Source organism: Breznakia pachnodae, assembly GCF_030814225.1.
GTDB lineage: Bacteria > Bacillota_I > Bacilli_A > Erysipelotrichales > Erysipelotrichaceae > Breznakia > Breznakia pachnodae.
The window spans coordinates 252,367-269,815 of sequence record NZ_JAUSUR010000007.1 but is presented as its reverse complement, the minus strand read 5'-3'; the positions used below and the strand labels follow the sequence as shown (position 1 = coordinate 269,815).

Below are 17,449 nucleotides of genomic sequence, written 5' to 3'. Positions count from 1 at the left end.
GTAGGTAGTGGAGCAGGACTTCCTAACTTTATGGGAATGCCAGGAGAAAACTTAAATGGAGTATTCTCAGCAAATGAATTTTTAACTCGTTTCAACTTAATGAAAGCATATAAAGAAGGTGTAGATACACCAATCTTCAAAGCAAAAAGAGCAGCAATTATCGGTGGTGGTAACGTAGCTATGGATGCAGCAAGATGTGCGAAAAGAGTTGGAATGGAAGAAGTATACATTGTATACCGTAGAAGTATGAATGAACTTCCTGCACGTGCAGAAGAAGTAGAACATGCGCAAGAAGAAGGAATTATCTTCAAGACATTAACCAACCCAGTAAGAGTATTGGGAGATGAAAATGGCTATGTATGCGGTATGGAATGTGTAGAGATGGAACTAGGTGAACCTGATGAGAGTGGTAGAAGAAGACCAATCGTCAAAGAAGGAAGTAACTTTGTGCTTGATGTAGACTGTATGATTATGTCAATTGGGACATCACCAAACCCACTAATCCGTCATACAACAGAAGGATTGGAAGCAAACAAATGGGGATGTCTAGTAACTGATGAACATGGTAAAACAACTCGTGAGGGTGTTTATGCTGGTGGAGATGCAGTTACTGGTGCAGCTACTGTAATTCTTGCAATGGGTGCAGGAAAAGAAGCTGCAGCTGCAATGGATGAGTACATTTCAAAAAAATTATAGAATACACTTTTTCAAGTTCGTAATTATTTAGGTTTAGATTATCCAATTAACGTAGAAATAAAAAAATAAGATTATGAAAGGAGAAAAGAATGACATTTCAAAAATTACATTTAGGAATAGAACTTGGTTCGACACGTGTTAAAGCAGTCCTTGTTAATAATGATTTAGAAGTAGTTGCTTCTGGAGTTCATGAGTGGCAAAATAACTTGATTAATGGAGTTTGGACATATGATTTAGAGGATGTATGGATTAGTATTCAAACTACATACAATAATCTTAAAGAAAATTACTTTAATAATCATAATGTTAAGTTAACGAGTATTTCATCTATTGGAATTTCTGCAATGATGCATGGATATTTAGCATTGGATAAATATGATAATTTGCTCACTCCTTTTCGAACATGGAGAAATACAATTACAGAAAGTGCAGCATATATATTAACGAATGAATTTTTGTTTAATATTCCACAAAGGTGGAGTATTGCTCATTTATATCAATCTATTTTAAATAATGAATCACATGTTAATGACATTTCTTATCTTACAACTCTTGCAGGATATGTGCACTATAAATTAAGCGGGAAAAAAGTTTTAGGTATTGGTGATGCAAGTGGTATGTTTCCAATTGATTCCACAATTGGAAATTATAATAAGACAATGATGAATCAATTCAATTGTGGAATACAACCTTATAATTTCAAATGGACTCTTAATAAAATACTTCCTAAGATATTAAGTGCTGGAGAATGTGCTGGTTATTTAAGCAAAGATGGTGCTCTTTTGTTAGATCCAAGTGGTGAATTACAAGAAGGTATTCCTTTATGCCCACCAGAAGGTGATGCAGGAACTGGAATGGTAGCTACTAACAGTATTGATATACATACAGGGAATATTAGTGCAGGGACATCAGTTTTCTCAATGATTGTATTAGAAAAGGAACTATCAAATGTGTATCCGGAAATCGATGTAGTCAATACACCGACAGGGAAACCTGTAGCAATGGTTCACTGCAATAATTGTACGAGTGATATTAATGAGTGGATTAAGTTGTTCCGTGAGGTTAACTGTTTGTTTGGAAATGAAATAAGTGAAGATGAACTATATTCAAAACTATTTAATAGTGCGATGGATGCAAAGGTATCAACGAAGGGGTTAGTTCATTATAATTACTATTCTGGAGAATCAATTACGGAAGTGGATGATGGACGCCCTTTGTTTATTAGAACGCCAAATAGTGAACTTTCTCTTGGGAATTTTATGAGAAGTTTATTATATTCATCTATAGCAACACTTAAAATAGGAATGGATATCTTGATAGAAAGTGAAGGAATTAAACTTAATCAATTGTTGGGACATGGCGGTTTATTTAAGACCAAGGGTGTTGGACAAACGATTCTTACTAGTGCATTGGATACATTAATTGCAGTGAATGAGACGGCTGGTGAAGGTGGAGCATGGGGGATGGCAATTCTTGCGAGTTATATGTGTAATAGAGAGAAATATGATACTCTGAATGATTATTTAAGTAATAAAGTTTTTAAAAATAATGTGATTGAAGTTATAGAACCAGACAAAAATATACAATATGATTTTAACCAATACATGAAAGAGTATATGAGTTGTTTAGATGTAGAGAAAGTAGCTATAAGAAAGCTAATAAGAGAATGATAATATATGTATGATAAATTAAGAAAAAGAGTTTTAGAGGCAAATCTCCTCCTACAAAAATATGATTTAATCACTTTCACATGGGGAAATGTTTCAGAGATTGACCGTGAACATGGAGTAATAGCAATTAAACCTAGTGGAGTTGAGTATGATGAAATGAAAGTTGAAGATATTGTACTGTGTGACTTAGAAGGAACTATTATCGAAGGAGAATTAAAACCATCAAGTGATTTAGATACACATCTTGAATTTTATAGAAATTTTCCTAATATCGGAGGTGTAGTTCACACTCATTCAAAATGGGCAACATCATGGGCACAGGCTGGTTTGGATTTAGAACCATTAGGAACAACACATGCAGATTACTTTTATGGCTCTATATCTTGTACACGACTAATGAGTAAGAGTGAGATTGCTGGATCATATGAATTAGAGACAGGAAAAGTGATAATAGAAACGTTCAAAGAGAGGAATATAAATCCAGATATGGTACCTGGTGTACTGGTTCATAGCCATGGACCATTCACATGGGGCGATGATTGTTTTGATGCAGTGCATAATGCGGTTGTGCTAGAGGAATGCGCAATGACAGCTTTTACTAGTAAACAATTAAATCCTGATTTAGATAAAATGCAAGGAGAATTGCTAGATAAACATTACTTACGTAAACATGGTAAAAATGCATATTATGGACAACGATAAAAATATTAAAATAAAATTTAAGAAAGGTAAATTTAAAATTTATGAATAAACTAGATAAAAAGATTATGAATGATGGAAAAGAAATACCTACTATAGCTTTGGGAGTATGGAGAAGTGGAGATGATACAAAAAATGCAGTATTGACTGCATTAGAAGCGGGATATCGTCATATCGACACTGCATCAGTTTATAAAAATGAAGAAGCTGTCGGTGAAGCAATTAAAGAAAGTGGAATACCAAGAGAAGAAATTTTTGTAACAACAAAATTATGGAATGAAGATATTCAAAGTGGAGAAGTAAAAAAAGCATTAGAAGAAAGTTTAAAAAAACTTGGCTTAGACTATGTTGATTTGTATTTAATTCATTGGCCAATTGAAGGCTATAAAGAAGCATATTTAGAAATGGAGAAATTGCAATCTGAAGGATTGATTCGTTCAATAGGAGTTTCAAACTTTAAGGTTCATCATATGAAAGCATTATTGGAAGTTGCAAATGTGAAACCTGCAGTTAATCAAATGGAATTTAGTCCATTGATGCAGGATAATGATATTCTAAATTACTGCAATGATAATCATATAGTACTGGAAGCATGGTCACCTTTGGGGTCAGGTAGTTGTTTGAGTATTCCCGAAATTCAAGATTTGGCAACAAAGTATTCTAAATCAACTGCTCAAATAATTCTCCGTTGGCTTTATCAAAAAGGAATTGTAATTTTACCTAAATCAGTTCATAAAAATAGAATATTAGAAAATAAAGCAATATTTGATTTTACATTAACTATTGATGACATAAGTATAATGGATGGTTTAAATCAAGATAAAAGGGTTGGTCCAGATCCAGATAGATATAAACCTTAAAAAATATAATAATGAAAACTAATTTTCAAACCCAAATTTAAAATAAAGACCCAGTATTAGCCATAACCTAACGCTGGGTCTTTATTTATTCAAATATTCCTAAATCAATTATACCTAAGAAATAATCCATTCTTAGAATTTTCCAGTTTCCATCTTCTTTTATCATTTTTAACTCATATCTAGCATCTGCATAAATTGCATTGTAGTTATCTTTTGTGAACTCGATTGGCATCGTACTTTGTTTGTGTCCTGCCATGCGATGTAATCTTACAGTAGCATTATTATTATCAATTTTAATATCATCAAGTTGAGTAGGATGATTCCAGGTATTACTCGCTTGTCTTTTGAACTTTAATGTCTGCATAAATTCACGTTTATCCATTGCTCCCCAAGGAGCCATATTTACTACTAAGTCATCTGAAAGTGAATCAATTAGTTGGGTGAAATTTAATGTATCAATACCATATGCATATCTTGAGAAAGTTTCTAGTATTTTAGTTTGATCATCCTTAATGTCATCTTCCTCTTTTACTTCCTCCCAAGGACAATCTAATTCACCAGAAATTACTGGTAAATGAATTCCAAAGTAATAATTTAAATCATTGTTTTCGAAATACCATCCATCAATAAATTCATTGTAATCTCCACTACATTCTACAACATCCATTTTAAAGTCATTCATTTTCCATCCATCTTTGGTTTTAATCCAACTGTTTACTGTAAGAAAACTAAACTCAATAACTCTAACATTATCATTTTCAATTACACCAGCACGACAAACTAAAGTAGCACTTTGTTTTGCGTATTTATCCTTTACTCTTGCTACAAAGTTACAGGGATTAATATAGAAGAAATCAGGTTTTACTGTTTTCTTCACAAAATCCTTAATTCCAATAATCCCATGTTGTGATCCACAAGGATATTTACTAACAACACTTAAGTGACAAGCGGTTTCTGGTACAAAACATTCACTTAATGCTTCTGGTGTATTCGTCTTCCATGCTTCAATAAATATATTAAACGTATCTTTGATTTCAATGTAGTCATTTCTTTTCATATGTTGTCTCCTTTTCTATATTGATAATCCTAATTTAGCTGCTTCATAGATTGCAGCCTTTGCATCTCGTGCAATTTTCGCATCCCCTATTACATATACTTCGTTTGCTTGTATACTTTCTTCTAATGGGTTATATGCCTTTGAACCAAGAGCAATAATAACAGTGTCAAATCCATTCATGGTAACTTCATTATCATCTCTTATTGCTTTGATTCCATCCTTCAATATCTCTAACACTTTTGTATTTGGATACATACTTACATTATTGTGCTGTAATCGTTCCATAAGCACTGCACGTGAACGTTTAACAGCATCTTTGGCAAACTGTGATTCCATATCAACAATAGATATATTGTTGTGATATCCACTTAGGAATTCGGCTGTTTCACATCCTACTAATCCACCACCAATAATTAATACATTTTGATTGGCAATTACCTTTGTTCCATCTAGAATATCATTTGCTTTAATACAATCATCGATTTGTAGTCCTTTGATTGGTGGTAAAAGTGGGGTTGATCCAGTGGATAGAATTACTACGTCACCATTAAGTGAATTTAATTTTTTTGAAGTCATTTCATAATCATAATGTAGTTCTACTCCATGTTTTTTACACAAAGTGGTATAAGTATGGATTGTTTTTGCTAAATCCTGCTTCTTTGGTGGAATTGCAGCAAGTCGATAGTTACCGCCAGGAGTACTGTTCTTCTCATAAACACTTACATCATGTCCGCGCTTTGCTGCAATCCAAGCTACTTCTAGTCCAGCAGGACCAGCACCAACAACAACTATCTTTTTCTTAACTGCAGTGTTGATGAACTTCCAATCAGATTCTTTTCCACTAAATGGGTTAATCATACATGAGATTCCTACATCACTTTCATCATAACCTTTGGAATAGTAACATCGCTGCATACAACCTGTGCATTTGAATATTTCATCCGTTCTTTCTTCGAATATCTTATTGGGAAATTCAGGATCACAAACTGATTGTCTTCCAAGTGAAATCATATCAGCACGTCCACTAGTGATAATTTGATTTGCCAATGCTGGATCGTTGATTCTTCCAACTCCTATAACTGGTATAGAAACATTTGCCTTAATTTTAGTTGCATTATCAATATTGAACCCTGGATCAAAATAAAGAGGTGTTACAATATTTCCACCAACTCCTGTTCCTGTAGAAACATGAATAGCATCAGCTCCTGCATCTTGTGCTAGTGAAGCATAAATGATTGCATCATCAATGGTACAACCACCATCCATGAACTCCTCTGCGGATAAACGAAATAGAACTGGGAAGTCATTACCACATAAAGTTTTAACCCGTTGAATAATTAACCGAGCAAAGCGAAAGCGATTATCATAAGAGCCACCAAATTCATCAACTCTTTTATTAGTGGCAGTTGATAGAAACTGCGCAATTAAATATCCATGTGCTCCATGTACTTCCACACCATCAAATCCTGCTTTTTTGGTACGTTGTGCTGCTTGAGCAAACTTTTCAATTAACTCATATACTTCTTTTGTTGAGTATTCACGAACGGGTTCTAAATAATTTGCGGAAGCAATCGCACTTGGACCAGCAGGCTGAACTCCTGTATTCTTTTGAACACACATCATACCTGAGTGATGTAGTTGAGCAAAAATCTTTCCGTTACTTTTATGTACTGCATCAGATAGTTTAGATATGTTAGGAATAAAGGAATCATCCCATAGCCCAACTTCTTTAGGATTTCCTATTCCTTCAGGAACAACTGCCATATATTCTGTGATAATAAGACCAAAGCCACCTTTTGCTCTTGCGGCAAAATATGCAATAGACTGATCTGAGAATAAGTGCTCAGAAGTTGTAGTCCCACTATCCATAGCAGGCATTACAAAGCGATTCTTAATCGTTAGTTGACCAATGTTGATTGGTTCAAATAGGTTTGTATACTTCATTTTATCAACTCCAATCATTTTCAATCACATTATAGTACTGTAAAATCGAAATGTCTACATAAAAAAATCATTTTCGGTCACATATTTGTGATTTGTTATGATTTTAATCGATTAAACTTGCTTATTTATACATTGATATAAACTATAGAAAAATACGATATTAATAATCGTGAAAATTCAGTTTATAATAATCAATTATGATTATTAATGATTGACTTTGAAGAATTACGGTTGTATCATTAATTTGAAGATAGCGTGAGGAGTAAACTTATGAATATTGTTGATCGTTGGAATAAAATATGCGAATTAATAGCAGGAAGAGATTATGTCACTGTAGAGGAATTGGTAGAAAAAACGAATTCATCACCTGCAACTATACGTCGTGATCTTAAATCGATGGAGGAAGAAGGATTATTATCTCGTTTTCGTGGAGGGGCCAAACCTATTCAGAAAACGTATGTTAGTGCTTTTTCAATTGATAAGCGATTGAGTGAACGCCAAGATATTAAACAAAAAATCTGTCAACGCGCAGCTGCAATGATAAATGATGGAGATTATATCTATATAGATACTTCATCAACAACGTTTTTCTTAATTGATTATGTTACAGCTAAAAATATAGTGGTAGTTACAAACTCTGTGATGTTGTTACCTAAATTATTAAAGAAGAAGATTGAAACATATGTAATAAATGGAAATATTGATTTTGAAAGTGGTTCCATCATTGGTGAAGAAACTATTGAAAAAGTAAAAGCTATGAATTTTAATAAAATATTTATTGGAACTTATGGCATTGATGCTGACAGTGGTTTTACTACTTATGGTACTGCAGAAGGTGAACTTAAGAAACAGTTACTCACACAAAGTAAACAAAACTTTGTTCTGGCAGACAGTAAAAAATTTGGAATACAGGCATTCTATACCTTTGGAAATTTAGATGCTGCAACCATTATTACTGATGATTGTCCAGAAGAGTTCAATCATCTAGGAAATATAATTAAGATTTAGTGAAGATAGCATTATCCATGATAATAAAGGGTGATGCTTTTTTATTACTATAATTTGTGCAAAAAATCACAAAAAATCATTAAATGATTAGTTTTAATCAAAAAAACTCTAAAAGTGTTGACAATATGATTAAAAATGATTATTATTTGATTGTAAGTGATGTAATTTGATTTTAAGCGAATTATGATGAGGTAATATGATGAAAACAACAAATATGATAAGTATAGGAGGAGTTAAAATTGTAATAGGAAATAACTCCTGCAGTGAATTAGGAAATGAATTATTGGTAAAAAAATGTCATAAGCCACTGGTGGTTACTGATAAAGGAATTGAGGCATGTGGGTTATTAGAGGAGATTGTGAAATCAATTAAGAAAGCAAATATTGATTATGTCATCTATAATGATATTCCAAGTGATCCACCATCAGCGGTAGTGAAACAAGGAACAGAATTATTAGTAAATGAAAACTGCGATAGTGTAATTGCAGTTGGTGGGGGTAGTGTAATGGATGCTGCAAAGGCAATTAACATTATGTCTACCAATGAAGGTTCTATTCTGGATTATGATAATTCAGCAAAAGGTGGTAAGAAATTTCAAAATGATGGAAAACCATTATTCTCTATTCCAACAACAAGTGGTACAGGAAGTGAAGTTACCCAATATGCTGTTATCACTTCAGAAGAAGAACAGCGTAAAGCAACGATAGGTGATGAGCGATTAACAAGCAAGGTAGTGTTCTTAGATCCATTAATGACAATAGGATTACCAGCAAGTATCACTGCGGCGACAGGGATTGATGCGCTTGCTCATGCTATTGAAGCATATACATCAAATCGAGTGATCACTGCAGCAGGTTCCACTGTTTTCTCAGACACACTAGCAATTAAAGCAGTAGAATATATTGCTAAAGATTTAAAGAAAGCATATACATGTGGAATGAATGTTGAAGCAAGAAAGAATGTAATGTTAGGAAGCACACTAGCAGGTTTAATTACCCAAGCTGGTAGTGGTGGAGGACATGGACTTGGAACTCCACTTGGTGCACATTTCCATGTACCACATGGAACCAGTGTAGGAATAATGCTTCCATATGTAATGGAATATAGCTTAGATGCATGCCCAGAGCGATATCGAAATATTGCAGTTGCAATGGGATGTAATATAGAAGGATTAACATTGAAAGAGGCTGCTTTTGAAGCTGTAATAGCAGTTAGAGAATTATTAACATCAATGAACTTTCCGATATTGAAGGATTATGTAGAAAAAGAAGAAGATTTAGAAATGTTAGCACAAGATGCTCAGTATGATAAGTGCTGTCAATTAAATGCAAGAATTATTGATTTAGAAGCAGCACGTTTACTATATAAAAGAGCATGGAAATAGTATAGAGAATTTTAATCAGTTTATAACTGATTGAAATATAGTTTAGTCATTTGGTATATTTTGATACAAGCCACAGATAAATTGATCGTTGAGTTGGCTTGATTGACAATTAAGGTATCTGTATCTGATATAGCAAATGACTAATCAAGTTTAAATCAAGATAAGGAGAATTAACATGAAGAAGGTTATGAATACAATAAGCAAGGCTTTCCAAAAAGTCGGGCCAGCTATTATGCCAGTTATTGCTGTATTACCAATTGCAGGATTCTTATTAGGGATTGGGTCTGCGCTACAACAAACAGCAATGATTTCAGCATTACCATTTTTAGGGAATGATGTAGTACAACATTTTGCAGTCTTGATCAATTCAATAGGAAACTTAATCCTAGGAAACTTAGGACTATTCTTTGCAGTAGGGATTGCAATGAATTTATCTGGAAAGAAGGGTATGGCAGCATTTTCTGCAGTACTAGCTTTCCTTACAATGCATAAAACAATAGAAATTGTATTAGGAATCGATGCTGAAGTATTAGCATCATCAAATGCCTATGCAACCGTATTAGGAATTAATACATTACAAACAGGAGTATTTGGTGGATTAGTAGTTGGGATTGTTGTTTATCTATTATATAAGAAGTTTCATGAAATACAATTCCCACAAGCACTTTCATTCTTCCAAGGAGAAAGATTTATACCAATTATTTCAACATTAGTTGCAATTATCTTAGGACTATTAATGATTTTAATTTGGCCACCAATTCAAGGTGTATTTGATGCCTTTACAGATTGGTTAATTAATACACCATATCGTTTCTTGGCAGTATTTATGTATGGGTTTGTAATGCGTTTAGTACAAGCGTTTGGATTACAACATTTAATCTATCCATTCTTTTATTTCCAAATGGGTTCTTATACAACAGCAGCAGGTGCAGTTGTAACAGGAGAAAGTAGTATCTTCTTTGCTCAAATGGCTGATGGAGTACCAATTACGGTTGGTGGATTTATGACAGGTAGTTATGTGAATTCAATCATGTGTTGTGCAGTAGCACTTGCAATCTACCATGAAGCAAAACCAGCTAGAAAGAAATATGTAAAAGGAATTATGCTTGGGGCTGCTATTACTGTAGCGTTTACAGGAGTTTCAGAACCAATTGAATTTGCTTATTTATTGATTTCACCATTCCTATGGTTTGTAAACTCAGTAATGGTTGGTTTAGGATATGCAGTAACTGACTTACTACAAATCCGTTTGGGAACAGGATTAGCAGGTAATATTATCGATTATGTATTGTATGGAATTATTCCACAAGCTAATAATTTCTTGTTATTAATTCCAGTTGGAGCTGCATTCTTCGCAGCACAATATTTCTTGTTCCGTTTCTTTATTAGAAAATTTAATATTAAAACACCTGGGCGTGAAGATGAAGCAATTGAAGAGGTTAATCAAAAAGCAATCTCAGGTTCAAATATGGCTGTAAAAATGCTCGAATATTTTGGTGGAAAAGAAAATATTATTACGTTAGAAAATTGTTTCACAAGAGTTAGAGTCACACTTAAGGACCGTAGTATTGTTCAAAAAGACAAATTTAAAGCACTTGGTGCACAAGGTGTTGTAGAACCTGGAGAAAATGGAGTACAAGTTATCTTTGGACCAGCAAGTGAAAAGATTGTTGGTAATATGAAAAAAGTAATGAGTGGAGAAATGGTAGTCGAGGAAGAAATAGAGTTGGTAGATGTTGAAAAGAATGAACAATTACTTCTTCAAAAAGAACCATTTGTTGCACCATTATCAGGAAACTTAGTAACTTTAGATAAAGTAAACGATTCTGTGTTCTCGCAAAAAATGATGGGTGAAGGATTTGCTATTGAGCCTAATGAAGGGCTAGTAGTATCACCAGTAAATGGTAAAATTATTACAATTTTTCCTACAAAACATGCAATCGGAATCACCAGTGATTTAGGTAAAGAAATTATCGTTCATATGGGATTAGATACTGTAGAGTTAAATGGTGAAGGATTTGATGTTTTAGTAAAAGAAGGGGACATTGTTGAAGTAGGAGATAACCTTGCAAAGATGAATCTTGATTTTATTAAGAAAAATGCAAAAGACACGATTGTCCCAATTGTGATTACGAATATGCAAGGTAAATCAATTAATATTAAACCAATAGGAACAGTACAACGAGGTCAAAGTATAGACGTAGATATTAAATAGTGGAGGTTCTATGGAAAAAATTCTAACAAGTCATTTAGGAAAGACTTCAATTATCTCAGGCGCTGGTTCAACTATACAACTAGCTGAGGTATTGAATCAATTAAATATAAAGAAGCCAATGATAGTAACAGATAATCATGTTAGTGAAACTACATGGTTCAAAGAAATTATTCATCCATTAAAAGAAACATGCATCTTTAATGAAATAACTCCAGACCCAAAAGATCTGGAAGTTATGAAAGGTGCACAGATATACAAGGATAATGATTGTGATGGAATTATTGGTATTGGAGGGGGTAGTTCTCTTGATGCATCAAAAGGAATTAGTGCAATTGTTCGTCATGAAGGATTTATTATGGACTATGGACGAAGTAATCCTAATCGTAAATTCTTTGTGAATGGACGTGAGCCTCTTGTATTAATTCCAACAACAATAGGAACAGGTGCTGAAGTAAGCCCACATGCAGTTATTACAAATACAGAGAAGAAACGAAAATCTGATCTGCAGGAATCCATTTTCTATCCAGATGCAGTCTTTCTAAATCCAGAGTTTTTGATGACACTTCCAAAGCGAATTGTAAAAGATACTGGGATTGATGCACTATGTCATGCAATAGAAGTATATACAGGGAAAAATACTGTATATACATATGCTCCATTACATGAGTCAATTGCATTAAAAGCAATTGAGTTAGTAGCAGCAAATTTAAGAAGAGCCGTATTTGCAGGCGATGTAGATATGGAAGCAAAAACTAATATGCAATGGGCAGCTATGTTAGCAGGATTTGCATTAGATCTGGATGCAGGATGTGCTCATGGTTTAGCTGGAGCATTACAAAAGAAATATAAAACGATGACGCATGGAGAATCTGTTGGATTGTTACTTCCATCAATTATGGATTACAACAAAGTATGTAACCCAAAACGATTTGCTAATATCGCTAATGCATTTGGAATAGATACTTCCAATTTATCAGATATGGAGGCAGCGGATCAGTCGGTTTCTGCAGTTCGCTCATTACTTAACGATATTGATTTTGTAAAGTTAAGTGATTACATGAAAGATGAAACAGAAATTGAAGATATCTATGAAGATGCAGCCAATAATAGTTGTAATAAAAATAACTTAAGAACAGTAACAGCAGAAGAAATAAAGCAAGTATATATATATGCACTTAATGAAACATATGAATAATATGAAGAGGTAATTATGAAAACAAAAAACAGACGAAAAATTATGGATGCTTCACTCAAAAGTAGACTATTAGCATATGGAGTAGATTTCATTATTAATATAATTTTATTGGGAACCTTCTTATTTACAGCGACTATGTTTTTCACTGTAAATCCAGCAGACCCTCTAGGATCATTTCAAATGCTTTGCTTTATGATTACTGTGTTCATTCTCTTCTGTTATATTCCTTCTAAATACGAAGGGAAAACAATTGGAAAGATTATCTTTAAAATAAAGGTAACGAGTGATGAAGGAAAGCTACCGGTTATAAAAACAGTGCTGAGAGAATTTGTATTGAAGTTTGTAATGAGTATTATTCTTGTTTTCATATCTGTAATTTATACTTTGTTTTATATAACTAAAAATAAAAGTATTGATAAATTACGTTTACCACATGATTTGTTATTACATACATATGTAATAAGTGACTAATAAAAAGCAACAAGCAAGAAACTATTTAGTTTCTACTTGTTGCTTTTCTATTTCACAATAATATCATGTTTATCCAGTAATGCTTTATCTTCTTCTGACAACTTGTCATCAGTAATCAGATAATCAGCATCTTCTAATTTAAATAAAGAGTAACTACCATGTTTATGCATTTTATAACTTTGAGATAATACAAATAATTGATCTGTATGTTCTCTCATTATCTTAACTGCCTCACAACGATCATAATCAGATCCAGTGAAGCCATACTTCTCATCAATACCATCAGTTCCAATAAAGAGTTTACTGCCATTAAAATTGCGGATAGACTCTTTAATCAGTGGTCCAACAATTGCTTCTGAAGAGGATTGATACTCTCCACCTAATACAATAATTTTTGTTAGAGGATAATCTTTCAGATAACGAGCAATAAAAGTAGAGTTTGTAATAATCGTATTGTTTTGATTTCGTTTGGCAATCTCTAAAGCTAATAGGGTGCAAGAAGAACCAGATTCAATAATTACCGTTTCATTGGGTTCTACAAATTCCAGTGCTTTTAAAGCAATCTGATATTTTTCCTGATAACCAAATGCCAGACGATAGTTAATATTATCTTCATTGTTTACCATCGCAAATCCATGTTCTCGTTTTAATAACCCACTGCTCTCTAATACATCTAAGTCTTTACGTATTGTAACTGCCGATACGTTACAGAGTTTAGATAGTTCATTTACATCGATTTTCTTTTCTTTACTTAATACTTCTAAAATATCTAGTTGTCGTTTATTCATGATATCCTCCTAGAAATAACAATCCAAACCTTCATTTATCATTACTTGTTTATAGTCTTCTAAATCTTCTGGATATAGTTGAGGTACATCTTTCATTGCATATTCCAATCCAAGAAGTTCATATTTATTTAATCCAAACTGATGAAAAGGAAGTAAGTTTATTTTTTTGATACCTATATCTTTAAGTAAGCGACTAAACTGCACTGCATCTTCTAGTGAATCGTTATAGTTAGGGATCACTGGAATACGAGCAATAACATCTATATGATTAGAAACTGCAAATCGCATATTTTCAATTATAGTTTCATTTGAAACCCCACAAGCTTCCTTATGTTTTATTGTATCATAATGTTTCATATCATAAAGTAGTAAATCCACATTCTTTATAAACTCATTAAATACCTCATGGGTTGCATAACCAGTCGTTTCTGCAGCAACATGAATATGTTCTTTTTTTAATGCTTTCATTAGCTCAATTGCAAATGGAGCTTGAGATAGAACTTCTCCTCCTGACAAAGTAACTCCACCAGAAGATTCATCATAGAAATCTTTATCTTTCATTATTTCTTTCATGATAGTTTCGATTTTAAGTTCTTCACCTTCTACCTGCAAAGCGTTATAAGGGCACAACATATCATAGTTTTCATTAGGATCATAAGCTTTTATAATAATTTTATTGTCGATTAGTTCAATGCTATTAGCTTTATTATTTTTGATACAAGTCTGACACTTTGTACATTTAGAATGATCACATAATACCTGTATTCTAAACTTTTGCGATTCTGGATTGGAACACCACTTGCAAGTTAAAGGACATCCTTTGAAAAAGACAACAGTTCTAATTCCAGGTCCATCATGAAGACTGAATTTTTGAATATTAAAAATACAAGATTTCATAAAACATCCTTTCATTTATCTAACTGTATTGTATCACTCCTTCGATTATATTTCAACAAATGAAATGAAATAAACTTACGAATGAAACTTAAAATATTGACATACGAAAGTCGAGTGATATAATGAACATGTAGAAAAAGGAAAAAAGGAGGCATATGATGAATACTAAATTTGGATCATTAACACAAAGAATGAATCATTTTCGAGAAGAATTATTAGAAGTACAACCTTATGTGTGTGCACAACGTGCATTGCTTACAACAGAGAGCTATAAGAAACATGCTGACAAACCAATCGTAGTGAAACGAGCGCATATGCTAGAGAATATTTTAGAGAATATGAACATTTATATCGAAGAGGATACCTTGATTGTAGGTAATCAAGCATCCAGTAATCGATCTGCACCAATCTTCCCTGAATATGCTATGGATTGGGTAATTGATGAATTAGATAAGTTTGATAAACGTGATGGTGATATATTTCAAATTCGCGAAGAAACGAAGGAAGAACTTCGTAGTATTGAAGAATACTGGAAACATAATACAGTAAAGGATAAAGGTCTGGCATATATTCCTGAGGCATCGAGAGTATTTTATGATTTAGGTATTATAAAAGCAGAAGGAAATATTACTTCAGGAGATGCTCATATTGCAGTTTCATACGGGGACATCATGAAGTATGGTTTAAAGGAATATGAGCGAAGAACAGTTGAAGAACTGAATCGTTTAGATCTTACAAATTATGAAAATATGAGCAAATACCATTTTTATCAATCTATCCTAATTGTAATTAATGCAATCAGCTTTTTTTCAAAACGTTATAGTAATCTGGCTAATGAATTAGCATTAACTTCACAAGGAAAACGAAAAGAAGAATTGTTGGAAATAGCTAGAATTATGAATAAGGTTCCATATGAGCCAGCACAATCTTACTATGAAGCAATTCAATCTATGTGGATTGTTCATTTAGTGCTACAGATTGAATCAAATGGACATTCTCTGTCATATGGAAGAATGGATCAATATTTGTATCCTTATTATAAGAGTGATATTGATAATAACTTGATAAGTGAAGAATATGCTTGTGAACTGCTTACAAATTTATGGTTAAAAACATTTACAATCAATAAAATCAGAAGTTGGTCACACACTCAATTTAGTGCAGGTTCTCCTTTGTATCAAAATGTCACAATTGGTGGACAGACAAGTGATAAAAAAGATGCAGTTAATCCATTATCTTATTTAATCTTAAAATCAGTAGCTCAAACAAAACTACCACAACCAAACTTAACTGTGAGATATCATAAAGGATTAGATGATAGATTTATGAATGAAGCAATGGAAGTTGTAAAATTAGGTTTTGGGATGCCTGCATTTAATAGCGATGAAATTATTATTCCTTCTTTTATTGCCAGAGGGATTAAAGAAAAGGATGCCTATAATTATTCTGCTATTGGATGTGTAGAGGTTGCAGTTCCAGGTAAGTGGGGATATCGTTGTACTGGAATGAGTTTTCTAAATTTTCCGAAATCACTTTTAATTGCAATGAATGATGGGGTGGATCCAGCAAGTGGAAAAAAGGTTTGTGAAGGAGTAGGACATTTTAGAAATATGAAAAGTTATCAAGATTTAGAAAAAGCTTGGGATATTATTATTCGCGATTTCACTAGGCATAGTGTCATCATCGAGAATGCTTGTGACTTAGTTCTTGAAGAAGATGTTCCAGATGTATTATGTTCTGCATTAACGGAAGATTGTATAGGTAGAGGAAAAACAATCAAAGAAGGTGGAGCAATCTATGACTTCATTAGTGGATTACAAGTTGGAATTGCCAATCTTGCAGACTCATTGGCTGCAATCAAAAAGTTAGTATTTGAAGAAAAGAAAATCAGTACCAAAGAATTATGGCAAGCACTCATGGATGACTTTGAAGGAGATGAAGGTAAACGAATTCAGAATATGCTAATTTATGATGCACCAAAGTATGGAAACGATGATGACTATGTAGATGAATTAGTAAGAAAAGCATATGATGTATATATTGATGAAGTAGTAAAATACCCAAATACCCGTTATGGTAGAGGACCAATTGGAGGATTGCGTTATGCTGGAACCTCTTCGATATCAGCAAATGTTGGACAAGGAAAAGGAACACTAGCAACTCCGGATGGAAGAAAATCAGGTGAACCGCTTGCGGAAGGTTGTTCACCATCACATGCAATGGATGTAAATGGACCAACTGCAGTATTCAAAAGTGTATCAAAGCTACCAACTAAAGAAATAACTGGTGGAGTATTATTAAATCAAAAGGTAACACCAGCATTATTATCAAAAGATGAAAACAAACAGAAATTGATTATGTTGTTACGTACATTCTTTAATCGTCTTGATGGGTTCCATGTGCAATACAATGTAGTATCTAGAGAAATATTATTAGATGCACAAAAAAATCCAGAAAAGCATCGTGATTTAATTGTAAGAGTTGCAGGTTATAGTGCATTCTTCAATGTGCTTTCAAAAGCAACACAAGATGATATCATTGAAAGAACCGAACAAGCAATTTAGG

The 17,449-nt window shown here is 33.1% G+C and carries 14 protein-coding genes; 10 read left to right on the top strand and 4 right to left on the bottom strand.

Annotated elements, in window-relative coordinates; translation table 11 throughout:
- The 4 genes from J2S15_RS17385 to J2S15_RS17370 all read left to right on the top strand — a co-directional run.
- On the top strand, positions 1-696 hold a 696-nt coding region (locus tag J2S15_RS17385; protein ID WP_307410723.1), incomplete at its 5' end, for an FAD-dependent oxidoreductase.
- An 89-nt stretch (positions 697-785) separates the two neighbouring features.
- Positions 786-2,366 (top strand): xylulokinase, encoded by a 1,581-nt coding sequence (locus J2S15_RS17380; protein WP_307410722.1) that lies wholly within the window; start codon positions 786-788, stop codon positions 2,364-2,366.
- 6 nt (positions 2,367-2,372) lie between these two features.
- The gene (locus tag J2S15_RS17375; protein ID WP_307410719.1) at positions 2,373-3,068 is read left to right on the top strand and encodes an L-ribulose-5-phosphate 4-epimerase; all 696 of its coding nucleotides are present in this window, start codon (positions 2,373-2,375) and stop codon (positions 3,066-3,068) included.
- A gap of 41 nt (positions 3,069-3,109) precedes the next feature.
- The gene (locus tag J2S15_RS17370) at positions 3,110-3,925 is read left to right on the top strand and encodes an aldo/keto reductase (RefSeq protein WP_307410716.1); all 816 of its coding nucleotides are present in this window, start codon (positions 3,110-3,112) and stop codon (positions 3,923-3,925) included.
- Positions 3,926-4,010: 85 nt separating this feature from the next.
- Here the strand turns inward: J2S15_RS17370 and J2S15_RS17365 are convergent, their stop codons facing one another.
- Both J2S15_RS17365 and J2S15_RS17360 read right to left on the bottom strand, forming a co-directional pair.
- Positions 4,011-4,982, bottom strand: coding sequence for a nuclear transport factor 2 family protein (locus J2S15_RS17365; protein WP_307410713.1), 972 nt, complete (start codon positions 4,980-4,982; stop codon positions 4,011-4,013).
- Positions 4,983-4,997: 15 nt separating this feature from the next.
- On the bottom strand, positions 4,998-6,926 hold the full coding sequence (locus J2S15_RS17360; protein ID WP_307410709.1) for an NAD(P)/FAD-dependent oxidoreductase: 1,929 nt from the start codon (positions 6,924-6,926) through the stop codon (positions 4,998-5,000).
- Between the two features lie 270 nt (positions 6,927-7,196).
- Between J2S15_RS17360 and J2S15_RS17355 the strand changes: the two genes are divergently transcribed.
- From J2S15_RS17355 to J2S15_RS17335, 5 genes are all read left to right on the top strand, one after another.
- Positions 7,197-7,934 carry a DeoR/GlpR family DNA-binding transcription regulator gene (locus tag J2S15_RS17355; protein WP_307410706.1) on the top strand — a complete coding sequence of 246 codons (738 nt, stop codon included), beginning with the start codon at positions 7,197-7,199 and terminating at the stop codon, positions 7,932-7,934.
- Positions 7,935-8,133: 199 nt separating this feature from the next.
- On the top strand, positions 8,134-9,318 hold the full coding sequence (locus J2S15_RS17350) for an iron-containing alcohol dehydrogenase (protein ID WP_307410703.1): 1,185 nt from the start codon (positions 8,134-8,136) through the stop codon (positions 9,316-9,318).
- A gap of 175 nt (positions 9,319-9,493) precedes the next feature.
- Positions 9,494-11,533, top strand: a complete 2,040-nt coding sequence (locus J2S15_RS17345) for a glucose PTS transporter subunit IIA (protein ID WP_307410700.1) — start codon at positions 9,494-9,496, stop codon at positions 11,531-11,533.
- A gap of 10 nt (positions 11,534-11,543) precedes the next feature.
- On the top strand, positions 11,544-12,728 hold the full coding sequence (locus tag J2S15_RS17340; protein WP_307410697.1) for an iron-containing alcohol dehydrogenase: 1,185 nt from the start codon (positions 11,544-11,546) through the stop codon (positions 12,726-12,728).
- A gap of 15 nt (positions 12,729-12,743) precedes the next feature.
- Positions 12,744-13,199 carry an RDD family protein gene (locus J2S15_RS17335; protein ID WP_307410696.1) on the top strand — a complete coding sequence of 152 codons (456 nt, stop codon included), beginning with the start codon at positions 12,744-12,746 and terminating at the stop codon, positions 13,197-13,199.
- A 47-nt stretch (positions 13,200-13,246) separates the two neighbouring features.
- On the opposite strand, the gene J2S15_RS17330 is transcribed toward J2S15_RS17335, so the two are convergent.
- Positions 13,247-13,987, bottom strand: coding sequence for a DeoR/GlpR family DNA-binding transcription regulator (locus J2S15_RS17330; protein ID WP_307410693.1), 741 nt, complete (start codon positions 13,985-13,987; stop codon positions 13,247-13,249).
- A gap of 9 nt (positions 13,988-13,996) precedes the next feature.
- Positions 13,997-14,884, bottom strand: coding sequence for a glycyl-radical enzyme activating protein (locus J2S15_RS17325; protein WP_307410690.1), 888 nt, complete (start codon positions 14,882-14,884; stop codon positions 13,997-13,999).
- A gap of 158 nt (positions 14,885-15,042) precedes the next feature.
- On the opposite strand from J2S15_RS17325, the gene J2S15_RS17320 reads away from it, so the two are divergent.
- On the top strand, positions 15,043-17,448 hold the full coding sequence (locus J2S15_RS17320; RefSeq protein WP_442319973.1) for a glycyl radical protein: 2,406 nt from the start codon (positions 15,043-15,045) through the stop codon (positions 17,446-17,448).
- The last annotated feature ends 1 nt before the right edge of the window (position 17,449 follow it).